Source organism: Roseivirga sp., from assembly GCF_034669765.1.
Classification (GTDB): domain Bacteria; phylum Bacteroidota; class Bacteroidia; order Cytophagales; family Cyclobacteriaceae; genus Roseivirga.
On sequence record NZ_JAXMOQ010000005.1, the window covers coordinates 83802 to 106683 of the forward strand.

Genomic DNA, 22882 nt, shown 5'->3' on the forward strand with positions numbered 1-22882 from the left:
TATAGGCCGAAGCCCGTTTAAGAATTAGTCAAGTGTAATTTCAAGTGCCAAACCTCTTAGTTCGTGAACCAATACATTGAATGATTCAGGAATATTTGGTTTAGGAATGTTCTCGCCTTTCACGATGGCTTCGTAGGCTTTCGCTCTACCAATCACGTCATCGGATTTTACGGTTAGAATTTCTTGTAACACATGAGATGCGCCAAAGGCCTCAAGAGCCCAAACCTCCATCTCACCAAAACGCTGACCACCAAATTGGGCTTTACCACCCAATGGTTGTTGAGTAATGAGAGAGTAAGGTCCGATAGAACGCGCGTGCATTTTATCGTCAACCAAGTGACCTAGTTTCAGCATGTAAGCAATACCTACTGTAACAGGTTGGTCAAATTTTACACCAGACAAACCATCGTATAGATAAGCACGACCAGCATCTGGCAATCCAGCCTCAGCTAATTCTGCTTGAACTTCTTCCATTGTAGCTCCATCAAAAATTGGAGTAGCATATTTTCTACCCAATTCTAATCCAGCCCATGCCAATACAGTTTCGTATATCTGACCAATGTTCATCCTTGAAGGTACACCAAGTGGATTCAATACGATATCCATTGGAGTTCCATCCTCTAGGAATGGCATATCCTCTTCTCTAACAATTCTGGCTACAACACCCTTGTTACCGTGACGACCCGCCATTTTATCACCTACTTTAAGCTTACGCTTCTTAGCAATGTAAACTTTGGCCAATTGTACGATACCTGTTGGTAATTCATCACCTACTTCGATTGTGAAACGCTTACGCTTGAATTCGCCCGCAATTTCGTTTCTCTTCAGCTGGTAATTTTTAACCATACGAACGATAATTTTATTGGTCTTATCGTCAGTAGTCCAGTTATCAAGGTTCAAGTCAGAAATTAAGTTAACCTCTTCCTGAACGTTGTAGTTACTTTCGTCTCTGTATATATTCTTCTCTGGGAATATGTTTTCAGTAATGTTGGTTTTGTTGAATTTCACTCCTTTCGAAATGACTTCATCACCAAACTTATGTTTTACTCCTTGAGAAGTTTTTCCTTGTAGTAAAGAGAAGATTTTGTCAATCATTTCATTTCTCACAACAGTCAAATCTTTGCTGTACTGAGCTTTCAATGTCAAAACTTCTTTCTTCGACTTTTCTCTAAGGTCTTTATCTTTCTTAGGTCTTGTAAACAACTTAGTGTCAATTACCACACCTTGAAGTGAAGGAGATGCTTTCAATGATGCATCTTTTACGTCACCCGCTTTATCTCCGAAGATGGCTCTTAAAAGCTTCTCTTCTGGAGTTGGATCCGTTTCACCTTTAGGGGTAATCTTACCAATTAGAATATCGCCTTCTTTGATTTCAGCTCCTACTCTGATGATACCATTCTCATCAAGGTTTTTCACTGCTTCCTCACTTACGTTTGGAATCTCAGAAGTCAATTCTTCTTCACCTCTTTTTGTATCTCTTACTTCAAGTTCGTATTCATCGATGTGAATTGAGGTGAACACGTCATCTCTTACCACTCTCTCAGAAATTACAATTGCATCCTCAAAGTTATATCCTTGCCAAGGCATGTAAGCTACTCTCAGGTTTTTACCTAAGGCCAACTCTCCATTTTGTGTAGAATATCCTTCGCAAAGCATTTGACCTTTAACAACTTTATCACCTTTCAACACGATTGGAGTAAGGTTAATAGAAGTGTCTTGGTTAGTTCTTCTAAACTTGATCAATTTGTACGTTTTGTACTCATTGTAAAAGTTCACCAACTCGTCTTCAGGACTTTGTTCGTACTTGATGATAATTTTATCAGCATCAACATAATGTACAACGCCTGTTCCTTCTGCAATAACCAGCATTCTAGAATCTCTAGCAGCTCTACCTTCCAAACCAGTTCCAACAATAGGAGCTTCTGGCTTCAATAAAGGCACTGCCTGACGTTGCATGTTTGATCCCATCAATGCCCTGTTCGCATCATCATGTTCCAAGAAAGGAATTAATGAAGCCGCAACAGATACAATCTGGTTAGGGGCAACATCCATGTAAGTAAGCTCTTTCGGCTCTACCACAGGGAAGTCTCCTTCAAACCTAGCTTTTACTTTATCGTTCACGAAAATCCCTTTGTCATCCAAAGGCGCATTCGCCTGTGCAATGTTGTGGGTATCTTCTTCTTCGGCAGTAAGGTAAACTACGTCCTCAGACATGTTCACTTTACTTTCTTTTACTTTTCTATAAGGAGTCTCAATGAATCCCATGCTGTTAATCTTAGCATGAACACATAGAGATGAAATCAAACCAATATTTGGTCCCTCTGGAGTTTCAATCGTACAAAGACGTCCGTAGTGCGTATAGTGAACATCTCGTACCTCAAAACCTGCTCTTTCTCTTGAAAGACCACCTGGCCCTAAGGCTGATAATCTCCTTTTGTGAGTAATCTCGGCCAATGGATTCGTTTGATCCATAAACTGAGAAAGCTGATTCGTTCCGAAGAACGAATTGATCACAGAAGAAAGCGTTCTTGCATTAATAAGGTCTACAGGTTTGAAGTCCTCATTATCACGAACGTTCATTCTTTCTTTGATCGTTCTAGCCATTCTGGCCAAACCAACACCAAACTGAGCATATAATTGCTCTCCTACTGTTCTAACCCTTCTGTTCGATAAATGGTCAATATCATCCACTACAGCTTTAGAGTTAATCAACCCAATTAAATATTTCACGATAGAAATAATATCCTGAGTAGTTAACACTCTCTTATCAAAAGAGATATCTAAACCGAGTTTCTTGTTAATTCTATATCTACCTACTTCTCCGAGATCGTACCTCTTATCTGAGAAGAAAAGGCTTTGAATAATATCTCTTGCAGTTTGCTCATCTGGCGCCTCAGTATTTCTCAACTGACGGTAGATTTGCTCTACAGCCTCTTTTTCAGAGTTAGAGTTATCTTTTGAAAGCGTATTATATATAATGGTGTAATCTGCAATGTTGATATCCTCACGGTGAAGGATAATTGAATCAACACCTGATTCAAGGATCATTTCTACATCATCCTCGCTCAAAACAGAGTCACGCTCCAACAACACTTCGTTTCTATCGATAGATACTACTTCTCCAGTATCCTCATCCACGAAGTCTTCAATCCAAGTTTTAAGAACTCTGGCGGCAAGCTTTCTGCCTACACCCTTCTTAAGCTGGGCTTTATTGGCTTTAACCTCTTCAGACAAACCGAATAGGTCAAGAATATCTTTATCTGTACCGTAACCGATTGCTCTTAAAAGCGTGGTTACAGGGAATTTCTTTTTACGGTCAATGTAAGCGTACATTACGCTGTTGACGTCTGTTGCAAATTCAATCCAAGATCCTTTGAAAGGAATAATTCTGGCAGAATATAATGCGGTACCATTAGTATGCTTGCTTTGTGCAAAGAACACACCAGGAGATCTATGTAATTGAGAAACAATTACTCTTTCGGCACCATTTACCACGAACGACCCTTTAATGGTCATGTAAGGAATATTTCCTAAGAATACTTCTTGCTCGATGGTTTCAAAATCCTCGTGATCTGCATCATTACATGTTAGACGAAGTTTTGCTTTTAATGGAACGGAATAGGTAAGTCCTCTATCAATACACTCTTCAACAGAGTATTTTGGAGGGTCAACCAAGTAATCAATGAACTCTAATACAAAGTTATCTCGTGAATCAGAAATAGGGAAATTTTCTGAAAATACTTTGAAAAGGCCATCTTGAGTCCTTTTTTCAGCAGGAGTTTCAAGCTGAAAAAAATCTTCGAAAGACTTCACTTGTATGTCAAGAAAATCAGGATAATCAAGAACTGATTTAATTGAAGAAAAACTTATTCTTTCTGTTTGAATTGCGTTAGCCAAGGCCGTAATATTTTAGTTTAAACCAAGAATAATTTTTGCACTCGAAGCGTACAAAGGCTTGTAGAGATCAAAACTCTTTACTGTATACAAACAGGAAAAGACCCATGATACCGATCCCGAAAATTCGGGAAGGGACCAGGGCCTGTTCCTTTGCCATAGTTAACTATGGCCAGTCAAATTACTTAAGCTCTACTTCAGCACCAGCTTCTTCAAGCTGCTTTTTTAGTGCTTCTGCTTCATCTTTAGCTACGCCTTCCTTAATTGCTTTAGGAGCGCTGTCTACGATTTCTTTAGCTTCTTTCAATCCCAAACCAGTCAATTCTTTAACTAGTTTAACAACGGCTAGCTTCGAAGAACCAGCAGCAGTCAACACTACGTCAAAAGCTGATTTTTCTTCAGCAGCACCTTCGCCATCACCACCAGCAGGACCAGCAGCAACTGCTACCGCTGCAGCAGCAGGCTCAATACCGTATTCGTTTTTAAGGATATCAGCTAATTCGTTAACTTCCTTTACAGTTAAGTTTACCAACTGCTCTGCGAAATCTTTTAAATCTGCCATTTTTGATTTTGTTTATTTAATTCTAAATCTTGATTAATTACTAATTTTCACGCTCAGATAGTGTCTGAAGAATTCCTGCCAATTTGCCACCAGCACCCTTAAGGCCTGAAATAACATTTTTAGCTGGTGATTGTAACAATCCTATCACCTCTCCGATAAGTTCAGCCTTAGACTTAAGACTGCTTAACATATCTAAATTCTCCTCTCCAATGAAAAGATCGGTATCGATGGAAGCACCTTTCAACATTGGAGATTTAATACCTGATTTTTTTCTAAATTCTTTGATCAGTTTTGCAGGAGAATTTGCGTCCTCACCTGAGAACATAATTCCTGAAAAACCTGTCAAAACTTTCTCATCAAATGGAGCATAATCTGCATCCATTTTTAACAAAGCTTTTTGGATCAAAGTATTTTTAAACACTTTGTACTCTATACCTTTTTCAAAGCATAGTCTTCTAAGTGCCGTGGTTTGTGCAACCGACATTCCGGAAGCATCAGTTATGTAGAAATTATTGTTTTCAGAAAATTTCTGAAACAATTCTTCAATTACTACGCCTTTTTCTTCTTTCGTCATGATTATAATCCGGAAATGGAGTTTTTATCAATTTTAATTCCTGGACTTTGAGTCGAAGACAAATTGATACTTCTAAAATAAGTACCTTTTGCCGATGCAGGTTTCAATCTTGAGATGGTTTGGATTACCTCATTAGCATTTTCCAAAATCTTCTCTGCTGAGAAAGATACTTTTCCTACGCTTGTATGAATAATACCAAACTTATCGACTTTGAAATCGATTTTACCTCCCTTAACTTCTTCAACTGCTTTTCCAACATCCAAAGTAACTGTACCAGATTTTGGGTTTGGCATCAAACCTCTTGGCCCAAGAACTCGTCCTAAACGACCAACTTTCGCCATAACTGTTGGCATAGTGATAATGACATCAATGTCAGTCCACCCACCTTCAATCTTAGCTATATAGTCATCTAGACCTACGTGATCTGCACCAGCGTCTCTTGCTTCCTGCTCTTTGTCAGGAGAACACAACACCAATACTTTCACTTCTTTTCCTGTGCCATGAGGAAGTGCTACCACTCCTCTAACCATCTGGTCTGCCTTGCGCGGATCCACTCCTAAACGAATATCGATATCAACCGAAGCATCAAATTTTGCATTGGAAATTTCCTTTACAATTGATGATGCGTCCGTCAAAGAATAATCTTTTTGTGGATCGTATTTACTTAAAGCTTCTTTCTGCTTTTTTGTCAACTTTGCCATTTCAACAAATCTTTAGTTTTCCCAAGGTGCTTTACCGGTCACTCTAATGCCCATGCTTCTTGCAGTACCTGCTACCATCTTCATGGCAGATTCCTGTGTAAAAGCATTCAAATCCGTCATCTTAACTTCTGCAATCTCTTTCACTTGAGCCCAAGTTACCGAACCGACTTTAATACGGTTTGATTCATTAGAACCCTTTTTGATTTTCGATGCTTCCATTAACATTACCGGTGCTGGTGGTGTTTTGATCACAAAGTCAAAAGACTTATCAGAATAAATGGTAATTAATACAGGTAAAACCTGTCCCATTTTGTCCTGAGAACGTCCGTTGAATTGCTTGCAAAACTCCATGATGTTAAGTCCTTTCGAACCTAAAGCAGGACCAACCGGAGGGGAAGGGTTTGCTTGACCTCCCTTAACTTGCAACTTCAGATAACCAGATATTTCCTTAGCCATCTTTAATCTTGTTTTTCGACTTGCATGTAACTTAATTCAACAGGGGTATTTCGGCCGAAAATCTTAACCATAACATTAAGTTTTCTTCTCTCCTCAAAAACCTCCTCAATTGTACCTGTAAACCCACTGAAAGGTCCATCCATTACTTTAATGGACTCTCCAACTATATATGGTGTATCAATGTGTTCGTCAAATTCATCGATTTCCTCAACCTTACCTAAAATACGGTCGACTTCAATCTGTCGTAACGGAACAGGAGGAGTGTTGGAAGCATCCCCCCCCTTTTGACCTAAGAACCCAATGATACCAGGAATATTTTTAATCATGTGAATGACCTCACCGTTAGTAAGATCAGCTTGAACCATGATATAGCCAGGAAACATGTTTTTATCACGTGAACGTTTCTTACCGTTACGCATTTCATACACTTTTTCCGAAGGAATTAATACTTGAGGAATGTGGTCTTGGAATTGCTCCCTGTCCACTTCATTCTCCAAATACTCTTTTGACTTCCTTTCTTGACCAGACACGGCCCGAACCATATACCACTTCAGCTCTGCCATTCTATCCATTATCTTCCTATTGTGTAAAACCAATCCATGATGTTAGTAAAACCCAAATCGATGATCCCAATAAAGAGAGCAAAGATTAAAGAAGCGACCAACACCAATACAGAACTACTCTGTAGTTCAGAGTATTTAGGCCAGCTCACCTTATGTCTCATTTCAACATAAGATTCAGCGATAAATGTTTTCAGTTTACTCATCGGCTTTACATTACTTATTTGCACGGGTGGTAAGAATCGAACTCACGACCTTTGGTTTTGGAGACCACTGCTCTACCAGCTGAGCTACACCCGTGTATACTCATTCAGTCTAAATCAACCCCTTTAATTAAACTGTAAACTTAGTTTTTCAAAGAAATTGAGATCCTCATCCTCACAATCCAGCTCCAAAACGGGCTGCAAATGTAGATAAAAATACTATATGAAACAAACGCGTTTCCGATAATTCGAAAACGCGTTTGAAATATTTAATAAGCTTGGAAAGTTTAGTCTAGAATTTCAGTTACCTGACCGGCACCTACAGTTCTACCACCTTCTCTGATCGCAAATCTCAAACCTTTCTCAAGCGCTACTGCGTTGATCAAATTAACTTCGATAGTTACGTTATCACCTGGCATTACCATTTCGATATCTGCAGGAAGCATAATTTCTCCAGTTACGTCAGTAGTTCTTAAGTAGAACTGAGGACGATATTTATTAAAGAATGGAGTGTGACGTCCACCTTCTTCTTTTGAAAGCACATACACCTCAGCTTTGAAGTGAGAGTGAGGCTTAACAGAACCTGGCTTACAGATAATCATACCTCTTTTGATTTGAGATTTTTCAATCCCTCTCAAAAGAAGACCAACGTTATCACCAGCTTCACCTCTGTCCAAAATCTTACGGAACATCTCTACTCCAGTAATTGTAGACTTAAGACCTTCAGCACCCATACCGATGATATCAACAGCATCACCAGTGTTAGTAACACCTCTTTCAATTCTACCAGTAGCAACAGTACCACGACCAGTGATCGAGAATACATCCTCAACAGGCATTAAGAAGTCTTTATCAACAGCACGCTCAGGAAGTGGGATATACTCATCCACAGCAGTCATAAGCTCATTGATTTTTTCTACCCAAGCAGGCTCGCCATTCAACCCACCCAAAGCAGAACCTTGGATTACTGGAATGTCATCACCTGGATAATCGTAGAAAGAAAGAAGTTCTCTAATTTCCATTTCTACTAACTCAAGAAGTTCTTCATCGTCAACAAGGTCAACCTTGTTCATGAAAACTACTAGAGAAGGTACACCTACCTGACGAGCCAAAAGGATATGCTCTCTTGTTTGTGGCATTGGACCATCAGTCGCAGCTACAACAAGAATTGCACCGTCCATTTGAGCAGCACCAGTTACCATATTCTTCACATAATCCGCGTGACCAGGACAGTCAACGTGTGCATAGTGACGATTAACAGTTTGATACTCAACATGAGAAGTGTTAATAGTAATACCTCTTTCTTTCTCTTCTGGAGCATTATCAATAGAAGAGAAGTCTCTGTTTTCAGCAAGACCCGAGTCTGCCAAAACTTTAGTGATAGCGGCAGTTAATGTGGTCTTACCGTGGTCAACGTGACCGATAGTACCAATATTAACGTGCGGCTTAGAACGGTCAAAGTTTGCTTTAGCCATAACTTGAAAATTAGTTAATATTTAAATTCAATAAATTTAATTCCTTACCTAAGTAATTGAAATTTTCAACTACCATTGAGCCAATGACGAGATTTGAACTCGTGACCCCTTCCTTACCAAGGAAGTACTCTACCCCTGAGCTACATCGGCTTTACTAAGTTTAAGGTTTGAAGTTTCTAGTTCAACAAACATTAAACTTCGCACTTTATAACTCAAAGTTTTGAGCGGGTGACTGGGTTCGAACCTGCGACCTACAGCTTGGAAGGCTGTCGCTCTACCAACTGAGCTACACCCGCTTTTCCAAAAACACCAAAATTAAAACCCAAAACCACTGACGTGTAATCTGGGGTTCTGAAATCGACATTTCAATTATTGTGGGGGGAGAAGGATTCGAACCTTCGAAGACATAAGTCAACGGATTTACAGTCCGTCCCAGTTGGCCGCTTTGGTATCCCCCCAACTAGTATTCCAATCACCTAAAAGAACGTCTTAAATAATCCTTTTGGCGAAAGGGAATGCAAAATTAGACCCTTTTTTATATTATTCAAACATATCCCAAAAAAAGATCAAGAGTTTTTATTCAAGTTTGAAAACATGCCTTTAAAGCCCGAAAATAACGGTTAATACAATTGTTTTTTTTCTTAATAATCATTTTCCATGTAGTACCATATTGCCTATCCCTAATCAAAATACTTCTCTATATTTGCAGGGTTTAAAACAATATATTTAGGAACTCATTAGTTTAAGAATACCCAAAAGTGAGTCCTACTCTTAATTTAACCTGATGTACAAAGTAAGTCTTAAGGAAAACCACGAGTCAGAAGTCGAATTCAAAGACGATAACATACTTCTAAACGGTTCTGATTTTCATTGGAATATCTCGAAAAATTCAAAGGATAAATTTCAAATTATAAAAGATGGAAAGTCTTTCAATGCCGAGGTTATTGGCTTCGATAAAGAAAGTAAGCTTGTTGAAATAAAAATCAACAACCAGATCTACAATGTTTCTGTTAAAGATAAAATGGATCAGCTTCTTCAAAAAATGGGAATTAGCAACTTAAACAGTACCACTCTAAAAGAGGTGAAAGCCCCTATGCCTGGGTTAATTCATGATATTTTAGTTGAAGTAGGACATGAAGTAAAAAAAGGAGATCAATTGATGATCTTAGAGGCTATGAAAATGGAAAACGTTTTAAAATCTCCAGGCGCAGGTACTATTCAGTCTATCGAAGTCGAAAAAGGCAACAGTGTAGAAAAAAATCAAATTTTGATAAAATTTTAACATAATCACACGAATGAAGTATAAAAGAATTCTTCTAAAACTTAGCGGAGAAGCCTTAATGGGTAATCAACAATATGGTATTGACCCTGTGCGAATAAACCAATACGCTAAAGAAATAAAAGAAATCCACGAAAGCGGAGTAGAAGTGGCGATTGTTATTGGAGGCGGAAACATATATAGAGGAGTTCAAGCCGAAGCATCAGGTATCGACAGAGTTCAAGGTGACTATATGGGAATGCTAGCCACAGTGATTAATGCAATGGCCATTCAAAGTACTTTAGAGAACCATGGCCTATACACTCGATTAATGTCAGGTATTAAAATGGAAGCAGTTTGCGAACCTTTTATTAGAAGAAGGGCTGTTCGACATTTAGAAAAAGGAAGAATCGTTATTTTTGGAGCCGGAATAGGTAACCCATATTTTACAACAGATTCCACAGCAAGTTTAAGAGCCATTGAAATTGAAGCGGATGTAGTCTTGAAAGGAACCCGTGTAGATGGCGTTTACACTGCCGACCCAGAAAAAGACTCTACAGCAACCAAAATACCTAACTTGTCTTTTGACGAGGCCATTCGAGGCGGATACAGTGTTATGGATACAACGGCCTTTACGCTTTGTCAAGAGAATAATGTACCAATTATTGTTTTTGATATGAATACTTCCGGCAACCTTTTAGATATTGTGAAAGGTAAAGAGAACGTAGGAACATTGATAAGCTAATTTATAATCATGGAAGAACTGGAATTATACTTGGATACCGCCAAGGAGATGATGGAGAAGGCCATCGTCCACACAAAACAAGAACTAGCGAAAATTAGAGCAGGCAAGGCAATGCCAAGCATGCTCGATGTTGTTAAAGTTGATTATTACGGAACGCTAACCCCGCTTAATCAAGTGGCTGCGGTGAATAGCCCAGATGCAAGAACACTTTTTGTTAAACCTTGGGAAAAGTCAATGACTACTCCCATTGAAAGAGCCATCATGAACAGTGATTTAGGTTTGAACCCACAGAATGACGGAGAACAAATCATTATCAATATTCCACAACTTACCGAAGAAAGAAGACGTGAATTAGTTAGACAGTCTAAAGCGGTTACCGAAGACGGTAAAATAAGCATTCGAAGTGCCCGAAAAGACACTAATGACGAATTAAAAAAGCTTCAAAAAGACGGTTTAGCAGAAGACTTGGTAAAGAGTGCTGAAGACAAAGTGCAAGACCTTACGAACACATTTAATAAAAAAATTGACGACCTGTTTGCACAGAAAGAGCAAGAGATTATGACAATTTAGTCATCATAATAAATTGAAAACATACTAAAAGGCAGCCTTATGGTTGCCTTTTTTATTGTCTAAGACTTAAAAACATGTGCCTTCAGAAACTGCTCTGAGGAAAAAACTGGCATTTCAGAAAAATAATAGTCCGACAAGTTTTCTGTAATTAAACAGTTACACCCCGCCTCAACGGCTGCGTAATATTGAAAACCACCTTCTATATCATTGACCTTGGGATTATTCAAAGCACTTTTTACTGCATTTTCGTCAATTTGCGCGATTGACAGATGATTATACAACAATTGAATTTTTCGCTTAGCTTCAACTTCCCCACATTTCTTAGAGGCAAAATAGAACCCAATGGCCAAACACAAAGGAGAAGTAAATAACTGAAACCCATTTTTATCAGCAAGAGAAAGCACCCTTGATGAATGCGTAAAAAGCGGGTACTCCTTATTAAGGACCGAAACCAATACGTTGGCGTCAACAAATGCCGTAACCATTATTTGCGCTCATGATAATCGGCCTTTGATATCTTTCTGGGTTTAGTGTGGTATTCGGCCTGCCCTTCAGCTACCGCGTCCACCCAGTCTGCAATGGGTAGGTTTTCAATCGATTTGTACTCATTCGAGGTGATCTGGCGATATAGAAACTCAGTTAGCCGTGAAAGACTAATATTGTTCTTTTCAGCAAAAGCTTTTGCCGAATTAATCACCTCTTGATCAAAACTTAAAGTCACTTTAGCATCCATAACAATTATTTTATACGACAAACTTATTTTTTCTATACGTATAAATCAAATTTTAGTTGGCACCAGCATGACTCCATCAATATAAAGCTCAACTCGTGTATTCTTCAGTTCGATACACCAAATTAACAAGTGATTACCCAATGCTTTAAGGTTTAAAGCTAAACCCCTACCTATGTATCCTAATGAAGTGTCGGTCTATATATTCACTATTTGTATAAAAAATAATTTGAGGTTTATTCATTTTTCATACATTTAAGGAATAAATAATTAGAACCTATGAAAGGAACAAATCTGGGTGAGTTTGAAGAAGTGGTTTTATTGACCATTGCAACTTTAATGACAGAAGCCTATAGCGTAGCCATATGTGATGAAATTGAACGCATTACTGATAGAAAGGTAAAACTGGGCGTAGTGCATTCAGTGCTTAATCGTCTGGAAGAAAAAGGCTTTGTCAACTCACAACTGGGTGAAGCCACCAAAGTCAGAGGTGGAAGAAGAAAAAGATTTTTTGAAGTAACCCATGCCGGAAAAGCCACACTGCAAAAGGTCAAATCGCAGCGTGATGAGCTTTGGAACCTAATTCCTGAATTCAATTTAAAAATGATATGAGTAACAAAAGTGCACATCAACCTCCTCGTTGGGCCGATAGGTTTCTGGAATGGTATTGCCGTTCCGAAATTCTAGAAGATCTACAAGGGGATTTGTATGAGCACTTTGAACGCAACACGATTAGCAAAGGGAAAAGAAAGGCGAGGCAAATTTACTGGCTAGATGTGCTCAAATTTTTTCGCCCTTACACCATCAAGAAATTCAAAATAGTCAACAACATAACGTCATTTATCATGTTCAAAAATTATTTCAAAACCTCAGTAAGGAGTATTGCCAGGAACAAGCTTTTCTCCGCAATAAACGTCTTCGGCTTAGCGGTCGGAATGTCCGTTTGCCTGCTTATGATTACCCTTTTTATGGAAGTAAGAAGCTACGATCGCTTCCATAAAGATGCCGATCGAATTTACCGAATAAACAACATTTATCAATCCTTAGACGAAGACCCAAATTACTTCGCCTCTACCTCGATTATTGCAGGTAAAAGATTACAGGAGGAAGTCCCCGGAATTGAAGCCTCCGTTATTATGAGAAGGAATTTTGTTGGTGATGCTACATTGGGGGATAAGATCATTCCAATCTCAGGCATCTATGCTTCAGATGATTTCTTTGATGTGTTTTCTTTTAAGGTTTTACAAGGAAATCCATCAACAGCTCTTATAGAGCCATATTCAGTAGTACTTACTGATGAGACAGCTGCGAAAATCTTTGACGCAGGGGTTGACCCATTAAATCAGATCATAAAGATAAAAGACAAGGATTTTAAGGTAACCGCCATTGTTGAGAAACCTCCATTCAACTCGCATCTAAAGTTTCAATCATTGGCTTCTTTCGCAACCCATGAAAGTGAAGAAAGTCAAAGAGAAAACAGCAACATAATGGGTTGGACTAACATGTGGATGAACTACTGCTATATGAAATTAGCGGAAGGTACCACAGTTAAGCAGGTGAACGAGCGATTAGCAAAAATAAGCGAGGAGGAAAACCAGAAGTTTGATAGAATCAACATACAATTTGCTCTTCAGCCGATATTAAATATTATGACAGGCCCCGATTTGAGCAACCAAATTGGCGACAGTATTGGCGGGGAAGGGCTATGGGTATTTGCACTTTTGGTATTTGTTGTGATTCTTTCAGCAGGATTCAATTATACTAACCTTTCTATAGCTCGCTCACTGAGAAGAGCAAAAGAGGTAGGTGTAAGAAAAGTAGTGGGCGCTACTAAAGGTCAAATCTTCTCTCAGTTTATCATAGAAGCCTGTATTATTTCAATTTTCTCCTTAGTTCTTGCTTATGGCCTTTTACTAGTTCTAAAACCCTATTTTTTAAATCTCGCTCCCGAAATACAACAAACGCTTCATTTAGATATAGAGCCAAAACTTTTTATTTACTTCTTTCTGTTTGCCTTACTCGTGGGACTTCTAGCCGGATTGTTTCCAGCTATCCTCCTATCTAAATTAAAAGCGGCTCAAGTAATGAAAGGGGTAAGTAACACGAAGCTCTTTTCAAAAATCAATTTGAGAAAAGTACTTCTCGTCATTCAATTCACGCTATCTCTCGTCTTTATAATTTCTGCTAGCATTGCCTTTAAACAGTATAAATATGCGCTAGCGTTTGACTTAGGGTATAAAACTGAAAACGTACTGAACATCGAACTTCAGGGTAATGATGTGGATCAGGTTAAAAGTTTATACGAGGCCATTCCTGAAGTCTCTGAAATTTCAGAATCATCACACATGTTGAGTGTTGGAAGCCGCTGGGGGTCAGACATTAAATACGAAGACCCAATGGATTCTACTTCATTATGGTATGCCAGTATTGACGAAAATTATATCCCGATGATGAAACATAAACTGTTAGCGGGCAACAACTTTGAGGCTAGGCCACTACAAAAGGAAGAAGGTGAAATCATTGTTAATGAAGCTACAATTAAGAGGTTCAATGTTGGAACCCCCGATGAGGCTATTGGTAAGTACTTGAATGTAGACGACAAAAAACTCAGGATTATTGGTGTGATTGAGGATTTTCACTACGCCAAAATTAGCGATGGCATTGAATGTTTTGGGTTCAGATATGACCCTATAGAATTATACAATATCAATTTAAAAATAGCCTCAACTGATTTAATTGGCACAATGAAAAAGCTAGAATCAGCTTGGATTGACTTCGATCCAGTGCATGAATTCAAAGCTACATTCTATGACGATAGACTTCAAGAGGCGTATGCTGATTATTCTGTTATGTTTACTCTTGTTGGATTCTTAGCCTTCTTAACCATGACAATTGCTTCACTTGGACTTTTGGGTATGGCCGTTTACACAGCAGAAACCCGAGTTAAAGAAATCAGCATAAGAAAAGTACTTGGCGCTACAGAGGGTAGTTTAGTTACCCTTTTAGCTAAAGGTTTTATGTGGCTATTAGTAATCTCCGCTGCCATTGCTGTTCCCCTTGCTTATTATTTCTTTGACAGTGTGATTTTGCAAGACGCAGTAAACAGGGCTAACATTGGAGCATTGGAGTTATTGGGAGGTGTACTAATTATCTTCACAATCGGGTTCATTACTATAGGCTCTCAAACCTGGAAGGCAGCAAAAGCAAACCCGGCAGAAACACTTAGAAACGAGTGATTCTGGTTTAGAAATAAGGTGATTTGAAGACAAATTTTTCAAATCACCAAATTCTTCAATCTTCAAATTTATTTCTATTTCCTCTTCATTTAAGAAATTAATACTTAGATTTGGTCTTCATTTAAGTATCTAATAAGAAATCATGAAAGGAACTTACCTCGGAGAATTTCAAGAAATCGTTCTTTTAACCATTCTAGTTTTGGATGAAAATGCCTATGGAGTAAGCATTCAAGAGGAAATCGAAAAGCGAACAGGGCGCGAAGTAAGTCGAGGAGCATTGCATACTGCCCTCACCCGATTAGATGAAAAAGGATTTATCAATTCCGAGTTTGGAGGAGCAACTGCCGAGCGTGGTGGCAGAAGAAAGCGCTTTTACCAAGTTACCAACTTGGGTAAAAGCTCACTCAACGAAGCCAAGGCCGTTCGCGATGACCTTTGGAACAGTGTACCCAAAATCGCTTTACAGAAAATTCAAGGATAAGCCATGAACCAAAAAACACCTCGATTTTGGACACGAGTTCTGAGATTCTTCTGTAAGGAGAGTCTTCATGAAGAACTGCAAGGCGACTTAGAAGAAGTCTTCTATTCCAATATAGAAACCAAGGGTTTAAGAGAAGCGAAGTCTATTTACCGCAAAGAAGTAATTAAGATGCTACGTCCTTCTGTGGTTAAAAGCATAAAGAGTAACAGCCGATTTTACAATCTCTCCCTTTTTAAAATTCATTGGGTGCTTTCGGTAAGAAGCTTCAGAAAGAACAGGGTATTCAGTCTGGTCACCACATTAGGGTTTGCTGCAGCCATTTCTATCTCCCTATTTCTAATCAATATCATTTATAGCGGCTACTCGCTCGACAGGCAACATAATGACCCAAACGGGATTTATAGGGTGGCTACCATGGAGACTGAGAATGGTGAAATAAAAAAATTCGCCTCAAGCCCCTTTGAGTTGAAGGAGCAAATAACGGATAACGTTCCGGGCTTTGAATTACTTACTCACGTCAACCGAACCTTAGCCGCTAGCTTTCAAATAGGCGGTTCAGCCATCAACCTCAATGGTGTTTATGTAGATGAAAACTTCTTTAAGATATTTAATTTCCCTTCGATCAAGGGAAACCCAGCGGATATTTTCAAAGACAGAAACTCAATTATCATTACCGATGAAGCCGCTCAAAAACTGTTTGACGGACAAAACCCAATAGGTCAAATCACTAACCAAGGGCAAGTAGTTAGGGCGGTCGTTGCCTCTCCTAAAAACAAGTCGCACATCCCCTTCGAAGTGATTGGCAACATAGACTCTTTCAGTCCTGATTTGAAAAATGGGGATTACAAAAGCAGAAATTATCTGTATGGTCGAATTGCAGAGAATGTAGCACCGAAGACTCTAGAATCCCGATTGGAGAGTATCCCAACACGTACCAATGATGAATTAGATGACGTTCAGCGAGAGCACTCCTTCTTTTTACAATCCATTGATGGAATAATGTTTAAAGATGGCGTTTTCAATGAAATAGGCAGCTCCGTTGGCCGCGAAGGGCTTATCATGTTCGTTTCACTCACTCTGGTACTCATTGCCATGGCCTGCTTTAACTACACCAACCTCTCCATGGCCAGGGCGCTACAAAGAACCAGAGAAGTAGGGATTCGAAAAGTAGCTGGTAGCACCAGAAGACAAATCATAGGTCAATTTCTGATCGAAACTTTTCTTTTCTCTAGTGTCGGTTTTTTAGTAGGCCTAAGCATATATGTATATTACTCCAACAGAATAAGCGATGTTATTCCTTTTCCGTTTTTAGAAATAACTGACTTCAATATCATATTCCTCTTTATTGGCTTCTCTATACTTACAAGCCTTACTGCTGGCATATTTCCTGCCCTATTTTTCGCCAAAATATCGCCTTTGGCACTTTTCAATAAGCAGTTATCAAAGGGGAAAATCTCCTTACAGGGAATCAGAAAGCTACTAGTGGGCTTCCAACTCACTGTATCAATGTTTATGATTGTTCTGCTTTCGTTGATTATAGACCAAAACCAATCGCTCCGAAACTCTCCAATGGGCATTGAAAGCGATCAACTACTAGTAGTAAGTAGCACGCCTGAAACGGTAGACTTATTGAGGCAGGGTTTCGAGAAAATATCTGGTGTTTCTAGTAGTACTGTCGTGTCATCATTGCCTGTTGTTGACTTCCCTGTATACCTCAACCTTTACAAGAAGGGTATGGCAGATAGTCTTGCCACAAGATTCATTCAAGTTGATGCCGATTTTGACAAAGTGTTTCAACCCAAATTGAAATCAGGAAGTTTTTTCTCTCCTCAACTTGGCCAGCAAGACTACCAAGAGATTGTGGTAAGCAGCGCACTTCTTGAAAAAATGGGGGTTTCCGAAAATGAAGCATTAGGCACATTGCTCAGCAGCTCCGCTCACAACTATCAAATCATAGGCGTTTTAGACCAAACCATTAGCGCAAACCCACTGATAAAACAGGATGAATCCCTCCTATTGATTAACTCCAGTCAGCAGATGCAATATGCTCGCCTTGTTCTAAAGTTAGAAGGGAATGACCTTACCTATACGCTCAATCAAATTCAAACGGAATGGGAGGCCATCTTCATCGATGGAAGTTTTCAAGCTACTTTCCTAAATTCTCAAATTGATTCAACGTTTGAGAATCTATTGAATGCAATCCGAATCATCACATTTATCGGTGGTTGCATCATTCTCATCTCAATGCTCGGACAATTGGGTATGGCGCTTTTCAACGCACAATCGAGAATGAAAGAAATCGGAATCCGAAAAGTTATGGGCGCTGCCATGGGTCGCATCATTGGCCTTATTCTTAAAAGCACAACCATCACTATCATCATAGCAGCCTTCATTGCAACACCCATTGCCTATGTAGTTTTCAAATATGCCGTGGCAGCCGATGTAAGAACTCCCCTTGAAATAACACCTTGGCTATTACTTAAAGGGGTTTTGGCACTGACCTTATTGGTAGTGGGAGTTGTGGTTTCTCAAACTTGGAAAGTAGCTTCTGCAAACCCCACTGAATCTTTAAGAAGTGAGTAGATAATTTGAAAATGAGAGGATTTGAGACCGATACCTTTTCCCAAAGCATAAAATTCACGACAAGGCTGCTTCCTTTTATCTTCCGAAAACGAACAGAAAATGGATACTAGGAGAAAGTGCTACATCAAAAATTAACTGAAAGCTTAAGGCTAAAACGAAAGTATAAACATAAAATAAAGGCCAGTAATAAGCGGAAAAGTTAGTACGTTAAACCCGACTACTTTTCATATACAAGGCCGTTAGGCATAATTTAAAACCAAACAGGCAAATGATAGGGATATTAGTCGCAATTACCATTTCTTGGTTACTTCTATATTTAATTGAGAAGAAGAATATTTTAGCATTAGGATTTCTTCCAATTGTTAAAAGGTTAAAACAATTCTTAATAGGATTTATAATTACAGGGGTACTTTGTGTTCTTGTTCAATATTTAGAGTCATACTTAAAATCATCGGTTTGGATTTTGAATGAAAATATTACTGGTGGAATTATTCTAAAAGCATTTTGGTGGGATGTCAAATCAGTACTGACAGAAGAACTAATTTTTCGTGGAGCATTGTTATATATTCTAATCCAAAAAATTGGTTCAAAGAAGGGTGTTTTGATTTCTGCCATTGCGTTCGGAATATATCACTGGTTCTCTTACGGAGTTTTAGGAAACGCAATGGCAATGATTTTAGTTTTTATCGGAACTGGAATAATGGGATATGCTTGGGCTTCTGCCTTTTCAAAAACCAAATCCATAATGCTTCCATTCGGACTTCATTTGGGATGGAATTTTATTTATAATACGATATTCTCAAAAGGCCCCTTGGGCGAATTAGTTCTCATCACACAAGGCGGAAATGAATTAACCGATTGGACTTCGCTATTGAACTTTGTTAGTGGCTTGGTTATAGTTCCTGTTTTAGTGTTGATATATGTAAGATTTTTTGTAAAAAATGAAACAGCACTGAAACAAATTGAAAAATAATTATTACAGCAACTACGCTTAGAAGAGTTTGGGTCTTTCTAAAGTTTGAAAAAATATAATCTAAATCGTTGGACTACAGTGGGGAAAGAATCGTCTCAAAACACGCATTTCAATCGCTAGTTCATCTTGTTATTGGAATTGGAATTGGAATACAATTAGCCTCTTATTTTTGTGTTGTAGCAACTGAATTATTTTTACGAAAGAGAAAAGACCACCACTATAATGTGCATAAAACACAGCTAATAAAGAATTCCTGAGAGAAATTTACGTATTTATAGAAATCACCAAATTCTCAAATCTCCTCATCTTCAAATCAAAAAATCAAGTCTTCATTTTAGAACTCGAATTTATTTCATACATTAGTCTACATTTTAGAACATGCTATGAAAGGAACAAATCTGGGTGAATTTGAAGAAATAGCTCTACTCACCATTTTGGTTTTAAAAGATGACGCTTACGGGGTAAGTATCAAGCGCGAAATCAACGAGCAAGGAAAAAGAAATATTAGCAGGGGCGCTCTACACACTGCCCTCTCTCGCTTGGAAGAAAAAGGGCTTTTGACTTCGAAACAAGGCCAAGGCAACGAAGACAGAGGCGGCAGACCAAAACGTTACTATGAGGTAACCCATAAGGGCTTAGCTGCTTTGCAAGAAGCCAAAGAAGTTCGTGATCAGTTATGGAGTCAGGTGCCAGCTTTTCGTCTACAATAAACCTTTATAGACATGCGTATCACTCCTCCAAAATTATATACCCGGCTCTTTAAAGCCTTCTGTAAGCCCACTCTTTATCAAGAGCTTCAAGGCGATTTAGAAGAAGAATTCAACTTCAACTTAAAAACCTTAGGAGAGAAAAAGGCCAAAGCCATTTACCGAAACGAAGTGCTTAAGATGATTAGGCCTTCTGTGATTAGAAAACCTAAAATCATGGTCAACATGTTCAGAACCTCATTATTTCAAATCCATTTAAAGTTGGCCTTCCGCAACTTATGGCGCAATAAGGTATTTAGTGCCATCAATATTTTTGGGCTAGCTGCTGCCATCACGGTAAGTATGTTCGCCCTAAATATTATCTACACTGGCCTTTCTGTTGATAAACAACATCCGCATACCGAGAGGTTGTACAGAGTCATTAGTAAGATCGATCGAACAAATGGAGTGAAATATCTCAAGGCTTCAGCATCTCCACTCTTAGGGGATAAGTTGCGAGAAGACTTGCCTGAAATAGAGGTATTGACTCAAATCCGGCCATACTATTCTTTTAATGAAGTAATAAATGGGAATTCGGTATCCCTCAATCAGCTATCAGTAGATGAGAATTTCTTTGAAGTTTTTCAATTCAAAACTATTGCGGGAGACCCAAAAGCAGCGCTGAAAGACAGGTCTGGTTATATCATTACAGATGAACTGGCGAAGCGCTATTTCCCAAATGAAAACCCAATGGGCAAATCTTTTGGATCTGGTGCTGTAATTAGCGCGGTGATAGAAAGCCCGAAAGGAATCTCACATCTAGATTTTGATATCATTAAGCTCAGAATCCAAAAACCTATTTATGCCAACCCTAAAGATTATGATCAATTTGAAAGCTGGGATTTTTCTAGTCAAGACTACGTGTATTTAAGAACATTCGCTACTGTCAGTCAGGAACAGCTGGACGCTAAACTGGGGGTGGTTGCTAAAGATGTCAACCTCTTAATGAAAGAAAAAGAATATACACTCAACTATCAAAGTCAACAGATAAACGAGATCATGTTTACAGATGAAATCTATAATCCAATTGGGTTCAATGCACCAAAAGAATTCTTGTATATTCTTATCTCGCTGATTACAATTCTACTTTTATTGGCAAGCTTCAACTATACCAACCTATCAATTGCCAGAGCTATCCAACGTACCAAAGAAATTGGCATTAGAAAAGTAGCTGGAAGTACAAAGTCTCAAATCATTGGTCAGATTTTAGTAGAGACTATTGTTTTTTCAATAGCTGCAACCTTGGTGGGTTATTTACTCTACCAATTTTTTGTACCTGAATTTGTGGCATTAATGGATACTGGTGATGCCTTGTTTAACCCAAACACAACGACTCCACTACTACTCGTTTTTCTTGGTTTTTCAGTTATTGTAGGTCTAATAGCTGGACTTTTTCCCGCACTCTATTTTTCTCGAATATCCCCCCTCAGTGCATTCCGGAGTAATATCAAGAGTAAAGTTATGTCATTGATGAATATAAGAAAAGGACTAGTAGTAATACAACTGACTATTTCAATGTTCTGTATTATGGTAGTTACAGCAGGTTCAGATTTATACAGCTCAATCTTAAACAATAATTGGAATTTTGAGCAAGATGGAGTGGTAAACCTAGAGGTAGCTTTTAAAAATAGGCAGTTATTGAAAACCCGATTTGAGCAAGTCCCGGGGGTAGTCGGAGTTTCAGCTGTTTCATCTTTACCAGGAGTCCGTACAATGGGAATGACCACAATAAAACGACCGAACAGCGCTGACAGTGTATTCATTAATTTTTCTATAGTGGACTCTGATTTCAACAAAGTTTTTAAACCTAAACTGTTTGCTGGAAATAACTTTGAAAGATTATCGTCTGACTCAACACTTACTGAGGTTTGGGTAAACCGAAAGCTATTATCAGACCTTAGAATACCATTAGACAGTGCCCTAGGCTATACGCTTTCTATCCAAAATAATATTGCCCGATATCAAATCATTGGCATTATGGAAGACTACCTCTTCGATCGTCTCGATGCTCCTGAAGTAAAACCAATCATCGTTGCACATGAAAAAATAGACTTATATAGAAGATCACTCGCCATCAAAATAGAAAGTCAAAATATGGCAGTTACATTAAATCAGCTTGAAAAAGCCACTAAAGAAGTGGACAGAAACCAGGCTTTTACTCCTATTTTCTTAAATGATTCAATTGAAGAAAGTTACAACGGTATAAGTCAGATTGTTAAAGGGTTCAAGTTCCTATCAGTCATTATTATTGCCATCTCACTCTTAGGTCAGCTGGGCATAGCGCTCTACAATGCAGAGACAAGAACTAAGGAAATTGGGATTAGAAAAGTATTAGGCGCACGCGTCAAAAACATTATTCTAATGTTACTCAAAGGTACACTAATCACTTTGACCATTTCGGCATTCATAGGAGCGCCTTTGGCTTATTTATTCTTGAACGAAAGTTTTTGGAGTATGACAGTAGTCGAAACAAGCTTCCATGGATTAGTCTTGGCGCAGGGTATTCTACTACTGGGGAGTTTAGTCGTGTTTGTCGTCATTGCTCAAACTTGGCGTGTAGCACAGGCCAATCCTACGGAATCGCTCAGAAGTGAGTAGCTAATTTGAAAATGAGTTGATTTGGTGATTTGAAAATTTAACTTCTAAGCTCTTTTCCATAATAATCAGTTTCGGTTCAGGGCACCATTCTTTATCTTCCAGAAAAAAACAAAGGATGAACACTGAAGATCGGGAACTACATAAAAGAAAGAGCCACCTGTTTATGCTTTTGATGCTAGCAGAAGCGGATAATGAAGACAGTCCGCTTGAAGCTTTGTACATCAACATGGTAGCTGAACGGTTAGAAATGACTCCTGAAGATGTTCAACAGATTGACAAAAATCCTCAAGACCTTACACTGGTTATTCCTAAAACGGAACATGCTCGAATGGAAATTCTTTACGACTTACTGTTCTTAATGAAGTTCGATCAAGATGTAGACCAAAGCGAAATTGACTTAATTCATAGGCTTGCCTTTCGAATGGGATTTCGCCCAACAATGACTCAAGAAATGATTGAAGTAATGAAGCAGAACATTGGCCGAAACGTACCTAAAGACAGTCTGCTTAATATTATCAGAAAGTACATGAATTGATC

The 22882-nt window shown here is 38.6% G+C and carries 21 protein-coding genes and 4 tRNA genes; 11 read left to right on the forward strand and 14 right to left on the reverse strand.

The window, feature by feature from the left end; all coding sequences use genetic code 11:
* Positions 1 to 24: 24 nt before the first annotated feature.
* The 12 genes from rpoB to VOI17_RS11210 form a co-directional block, all read right to left on the reverse strand.
* Positions 25 to 3897 (reverse strand): DNA-directed RNA polymerase subunit beta, encoded by a 3873-nt coding sequence (gene rpoB, locus VOI17_RS11155; protein ID WP_068415668.1) that lies wholly within the window; start codon positions 3895 to 3897, stop codon positions 25 to 27.
* Positions 3898 to 4075: 178 nt separating this feature from the next.
* Positions 4076 to 4456: a 50S ribosomal protein L7/L12 gene (rplL, locus tag VOI17_RS11160; RefSeq protein WP_068415671.1), complete on the reverse strand. Its 381-nt coding sequence runs from the start codon at positions 4454 to 4456 to the stop codon at positions 4076 to 4078.
* A gap of 40 nt (positions 4457 to 4496) precedes the next feature.
* Positions 4497 to 5030, reverse strand: a complete 534-nt coding sequence (rplJ, locus tag VOI17_RS11165) for a 50S ribosomal protein L10 (RefSeq protein ID WP_323757309.1) — start codon at positions 5028 to 5030, stop codon at positions 4497 to 4499.
* Between the two features lie 2 nt (positions 5031 to 5032).
* Positions 5033 to 5731: a 50S ribosomal protein L1 gene (gene rplA, locus VOI17_RS11170; RefSeq protein WP_068415679.1), complete on the reverse strand. Its 699-nt coding sequence runs from the start codon at positions 5729 to 5731 to the stop codon at positions 5033 to 5035.
* Positions 5732 to 5743: 12 nt separating this feature from the next.
* Positions 5744 to 6187 carry a 50S ribosomal protein L11 gene (rplK, locus tag VOI17_RS11175; protein WP_323757310.1) on the reverse strand — a complete coding sequence of 148 codons (444 nt, stop codon included), beginning with the start codon at positions 6185 to 6187 and terminating at the stop codon, positions 5744 to 5746.
* A gap of 2 nt (positions 6188 to 6189) precedes the next feature.
* Positions 6190 to 6750, reverse strand: a complete 561-nt coding sequence (nusG, locus tag VOI17_RS11180) for a transcription termination/antitermination protein NusG (protein ID WP_068415685.1) — start codon at positions 6748 to 6750, stop codon at positions 6190 to 6192.
* Between the two features lie 8 nt (positions 6751 to 6758).
* Complete coding sequence (gene secE, locus VOI17_RS11185; protein ID WP_323757311.1) at positions 6759 to 6953, reverse strand: preprotein translocase subunit SecE; 195 nt, start codon at positions 6951 to 6953, stop codon at positions 6759 to 6761.
* 21 nt (positions 6954 to 6974) lie between these two features.
* Positions 6975 to 7047: transfer RNA gene (locus tag VOI17_RS11190), tRNA-Trp, on the reverse strand.
* A 190-nt stretch (positions 7048 to 7237) separates the two neighbouring features.
* Positions 7238 to 8425, reverse strand: a complete 1188-nt coding sequence (gene tuf, locus VOI17_RS11195) for an elongation factor Tu (RefSeq protein ID WP_323757312.1) — start codon at positions 8423 to 8425, stop codon at positions 7238 to 7240.
* Between the two features lie 78 nt (positions 8426 to 8503).
* A tRNA-Thr gene (locus VOI17_RS11200) sits at positions 8504 to 8575 on the reverse strand.
* Between the two features lie 73 nt (positions 8576 to 8648).
* Positions 8649 to 8721 (reverse strand) — tRNA-Gly (locus VOI17_RS11205).
* Positions 8722 to 8800: 79 nt separating this feature from the next.
* Positions 8801 to 8883, reverse strand: a tRNA-Tyr gene (locus VOI17_RS11210).
* Positions 8884 to 9209: 326 nt separating this feature from the next.
* Between VOI17_RS11210 and VOI17_RS11215 the strand changes: the two genes are divergently transcribed.
* From VOI17_RS11215 to frr, 3 genes are read left to right on the forward strand one after another with little or no spacing between them, the layout of a single operon-like run.
* Positions 9210 to 9707, forward strand: a complete 498-nt coding sequence (locus tag VOI17_RS11215; protein WP_323757313.1) for an acetyl-CoA carboxylase biotin carboxyl carrier protein subunit — start codon at positions 9210 to 9212, stop codon at positions 9705 to 9707.
* A 13-nt stretch (positions 9708 to 9720) separates the two neighbouring features.
* A complete protein-coding gene (gene pyrH, locus VOI17_RS11220; protein ID WP_323757314.1) occupies positions 9721 to 10428 on the forward strand; it encodes a UMP kinase in 708 nt (235 codons plus the stop codon).
* A gap of 9 nt (positions 10429 to 10437) precedes the next feature.
* On the forward strand, positions 10438 to 10998 hold the full coding sequence (gene frr, locus VOI17_RS11225; protein ID WP_323757315.1) for a ribosome recycling factor: 561 nt from the start codon (positions 10438 to 10440) through the stop codon (positions 10996 to 10998).
* 59 nt (positions 10999 to 11057) lie between these two features.
* On the opposite strand, the gene VOI17_RS11230 is transcribed toward frr, so the two are convergent.
* Both VOI17_RS11230 and VOI17_RS11235 read right to left on the reverse strand, forming a co-directional pair.
* Positions 11058 to 11483, reverse strand: a complete 426-nt coding sequence (locus VOI17_RS11230) for a PIN domain-containing protein (protein ID WP_323757316.1) — start codon at positions 11481 to 11483, stop codon at positions 11058 to 11060.
* Entirely contained in the window at positions 11483 to 11752 is a 270-nt protein-coding gene (locus VOI17_RS11235; RefSeq protein WP_323757317.1) for a DUF6364 family protein, read from the reverse strand. The genes VOI17_RS11230 and VOI17_RS11235 overlap by 1 nt, the downstream gene beginning before the upstream one ends.
* Positions 11753 to 12007: 255 nt before the next feature.
* Here VOI17_RS11235 and VOI17_RS11240 point away from each other — a divergent pair, with 255 nt between their 5' ends.
* From VOI17_RS11240 to VOI17_RS11275, 8 genes are all read left to right on the forward strand, one after another.
* A complete protein-coding gene (locus VOI17_RS11240) occupies positions 12008 to 12340 on the forward strand; it encodes a PadR family transcriptional regulator (protein ID WP_323757318.1) in 333 nt (110 codons plus the stop codon).
* Positions 12337 to 14964, forward strand: coding sequence for an ABC transporter permease (locus tag VOI17_RS11245; protein WP_323757319.1), 2628 nt, complete (start codon positions 12337 to 12339; stop codon positions 14962 to 14964). The genes VOI17_RS11240 and VOI17_RS11245 overlap by 4 nt, the downstream gene beginning before the upstream one ends.
* A gap of 142 nt (positions 14965 to 15106) precedes the next feature.
* Complete coding sequence (locus VOI17_RS11250; RefSeq protein WP_323757320.1) at positions 15107 to 15445, forward strand: PadR family transcriptional regulator; 339 nt, start codon at positions 15107 to 15109, stop codon at positions 15443 to 15445.
* Positions 15446 to 15448: 3 nt separating this feature from the next.
* Positions 15449 to 18028 carry an FtsX-like permease family protein gene (locus VOI17_RS11255; protein WP_323757321.1) on the forward strand — a complete coding sequence of 860 codons (2580 nt, stop codon included), beginning with the start codon at positions 15449 to 15451 and terminating at the stop codon, positions 18026 to 18028.
* A gap of 268 nt (positions 18029 to 18296) precedes the next feature.
* The gene (locus VOI17_RS11260; RefSeq protein WP_323757322.1) at positions 18297 to 19001 is read left to right on the forward strand and encodes a type II CAAX endopeptidase family protein; all 705 of its coding nucleotides are present in this window, start codon (positions 18297 to 18299) and stop codon (positions 18999 to 19001) included.
* 383 nt (positions 19002 to 19384) lie between these two features.
* Complete coding sequence (locus VOI17_RS11265; RefSeq protein ID WP_323757323.1) at positions 19385 to 19711, forward strand: PadR family transcriptional regulator; 327 nt, start codon at positions 19385 to 19387, stop codon at positions 19709 to 19711.
* A 12-nt stretch (positions 19712 to 19723) separates the two neighbouring features.
* The gene (locus VOI17_RS11270; protein WP_323757324.1) at positions 19724 to 22345 is read left to right on the forward strand and encodes an FtsX-like permease family protein; all 2622 of its coding nucleotides are present in this window, start codon (positions 19724 to 19726) and stop codon (positions 22343 to 22345) included.
* 115 nt (positions 22346 to 22460) lie between these two features.
* The gene (locus VOI17_RS11275; protein WP_323757325.1) at positions 22461 to 22880 is read left to right on the forward strand and encodes a hypothetical protein; all 420 of its coding nucleotides are present in this window, start codon (positions 22461 to 22463) and stop codon (positions 22878 to 22880) included.
* Positions 22881 to 22882 lie beyond the last annotated feature (2 nt).

Bases quoted from the DNA above. Each gene is read 5' to 3' on its own strand.
- rplL (WP_068415671.1), bottom strand. From the start codon at position 4,456: ATGGCAGATTTAAAAGATTTCGCAGAGCAGTTGGTAAACTTAACTGTA.
- rplJ (WP_323757309.1), bottom strand. From the start codon at position 5,030: ATGACGAAAGAAGAAAAAGGCGTAGTAATTGAAGAATTGTTTCAGAAA.
- rplA (WP_068415679.1), bottom strand. From the start codon at position 5,731: ATGGCAAAGTTGACAAAAAAGCAGAAAGAAGCTTTAAGTAAATACGAT.
- rplK (WP_323757310.1), bottom strand. From the start codon at position 6,187: ATGGCTAAGGAAATATCTGGTTATCTGAAGTTGCAAGTTAAGGGAGGT.
- nusG (WP_068415685.1), bottom strand. From the start codon at position 6,750: ATGGCAGAGCTGAAGTGGTATATGGTTCGGGCCGTGTCTGGTCAAGAA.
- secE (WP_323757311.1), bottom strand. From the start codon at position 6,953: ATGAGTAAACTGAAAACATTTATCGCTGAATCTTATGTTGAAATGAGA.
- tuf (WP_323757312.1), bottom strand. From the start codon at position 8,425: ATGGCTAAAGCAAACTTTGACCGTTCTAAGCCGCACGTTAATATTGGT.
- VOI17_RS11215 (WP_323757313.1), top strand. From the start codon at position 9,210: ATGTACAAAGTAAGTCTTAAGGAAAACCACGAGTCAGAAGTCGAATTC.
- pyrH (WP_323757314.1), top strand. From the start codon at position 9,721: ATGAAGTATAAAAGAATTCTTCTAAAACTTAGCGGAGAAGCCTTAATG.
- frr (WP_323757315.1), top strand. From the start codon at position 10,438: ATGGAAGAACTGGAATTATACTTGGATACCGCCAAGGAGATGATGGAG.
- VOI17_RS11230 (WP_323757316.1), bottom strand. From the start codon at position 11,483: ATGGTTACGGCATTTGTTGACGCCAACGTATTGGTTTCGGTCCTTAAT.
- VOI17_RS11240 (WP_323757318.1), top strand. From the start codon at position 12,008: ATGAAAGGAACAAATCTGGGTGAGTTTGAAGAAGTGGTTTTATTGACC.
- VOI17_RS11245 (WP_323757319.1), top strand. From the start codon at position 12,337: ATGAGTAACAAAAGTGCACATCAACCTCCTCGTTGGGCCGATAGGTTT.
- VOI17_RS11250 (WP_323757320.1), top strand. From the start codon at position 15,107: ATGAAAGGAACTTACCTCGGAGAATTTCAAGAAATCGTTCTTTTAACC.
- VOI17_RS11255 (WP_323757321.1), top strand. From the start codon at position 15,449: ATGAACCAAAAAACACCTCGATTTTGGACACGAGTTCTGAGATTCTTC.
- VOI17_RS11260 (WP_323757322.1), top strand. From the start codon at position 18,297: ATGATAGGGATATTAGTCGCAATTACCATTTCTTGGTTACTTCTATAT.
- VOI17_RS11265 (WP_323757323.1), top strand. From the start codon at position 19,385: ATGAAAGGAACAAATCTGGGTGAATTTGAAGAAATAGCTCTACTCACC.
- VOI17_RS11270 (WP_323757324.1), top strand. From the start codon at position 19,724: ATGCGTATCACTCCTCCAAAATTATATACCCGGCTCTTTAAAGCCTTC.
- VOI17_RS11275 (WP_323757325.1), top strand. From the start codon at position 22,461: ATGAACACTGAAGATCGGGAACTACATAAAAGAAAGAGCCACCTGTTT.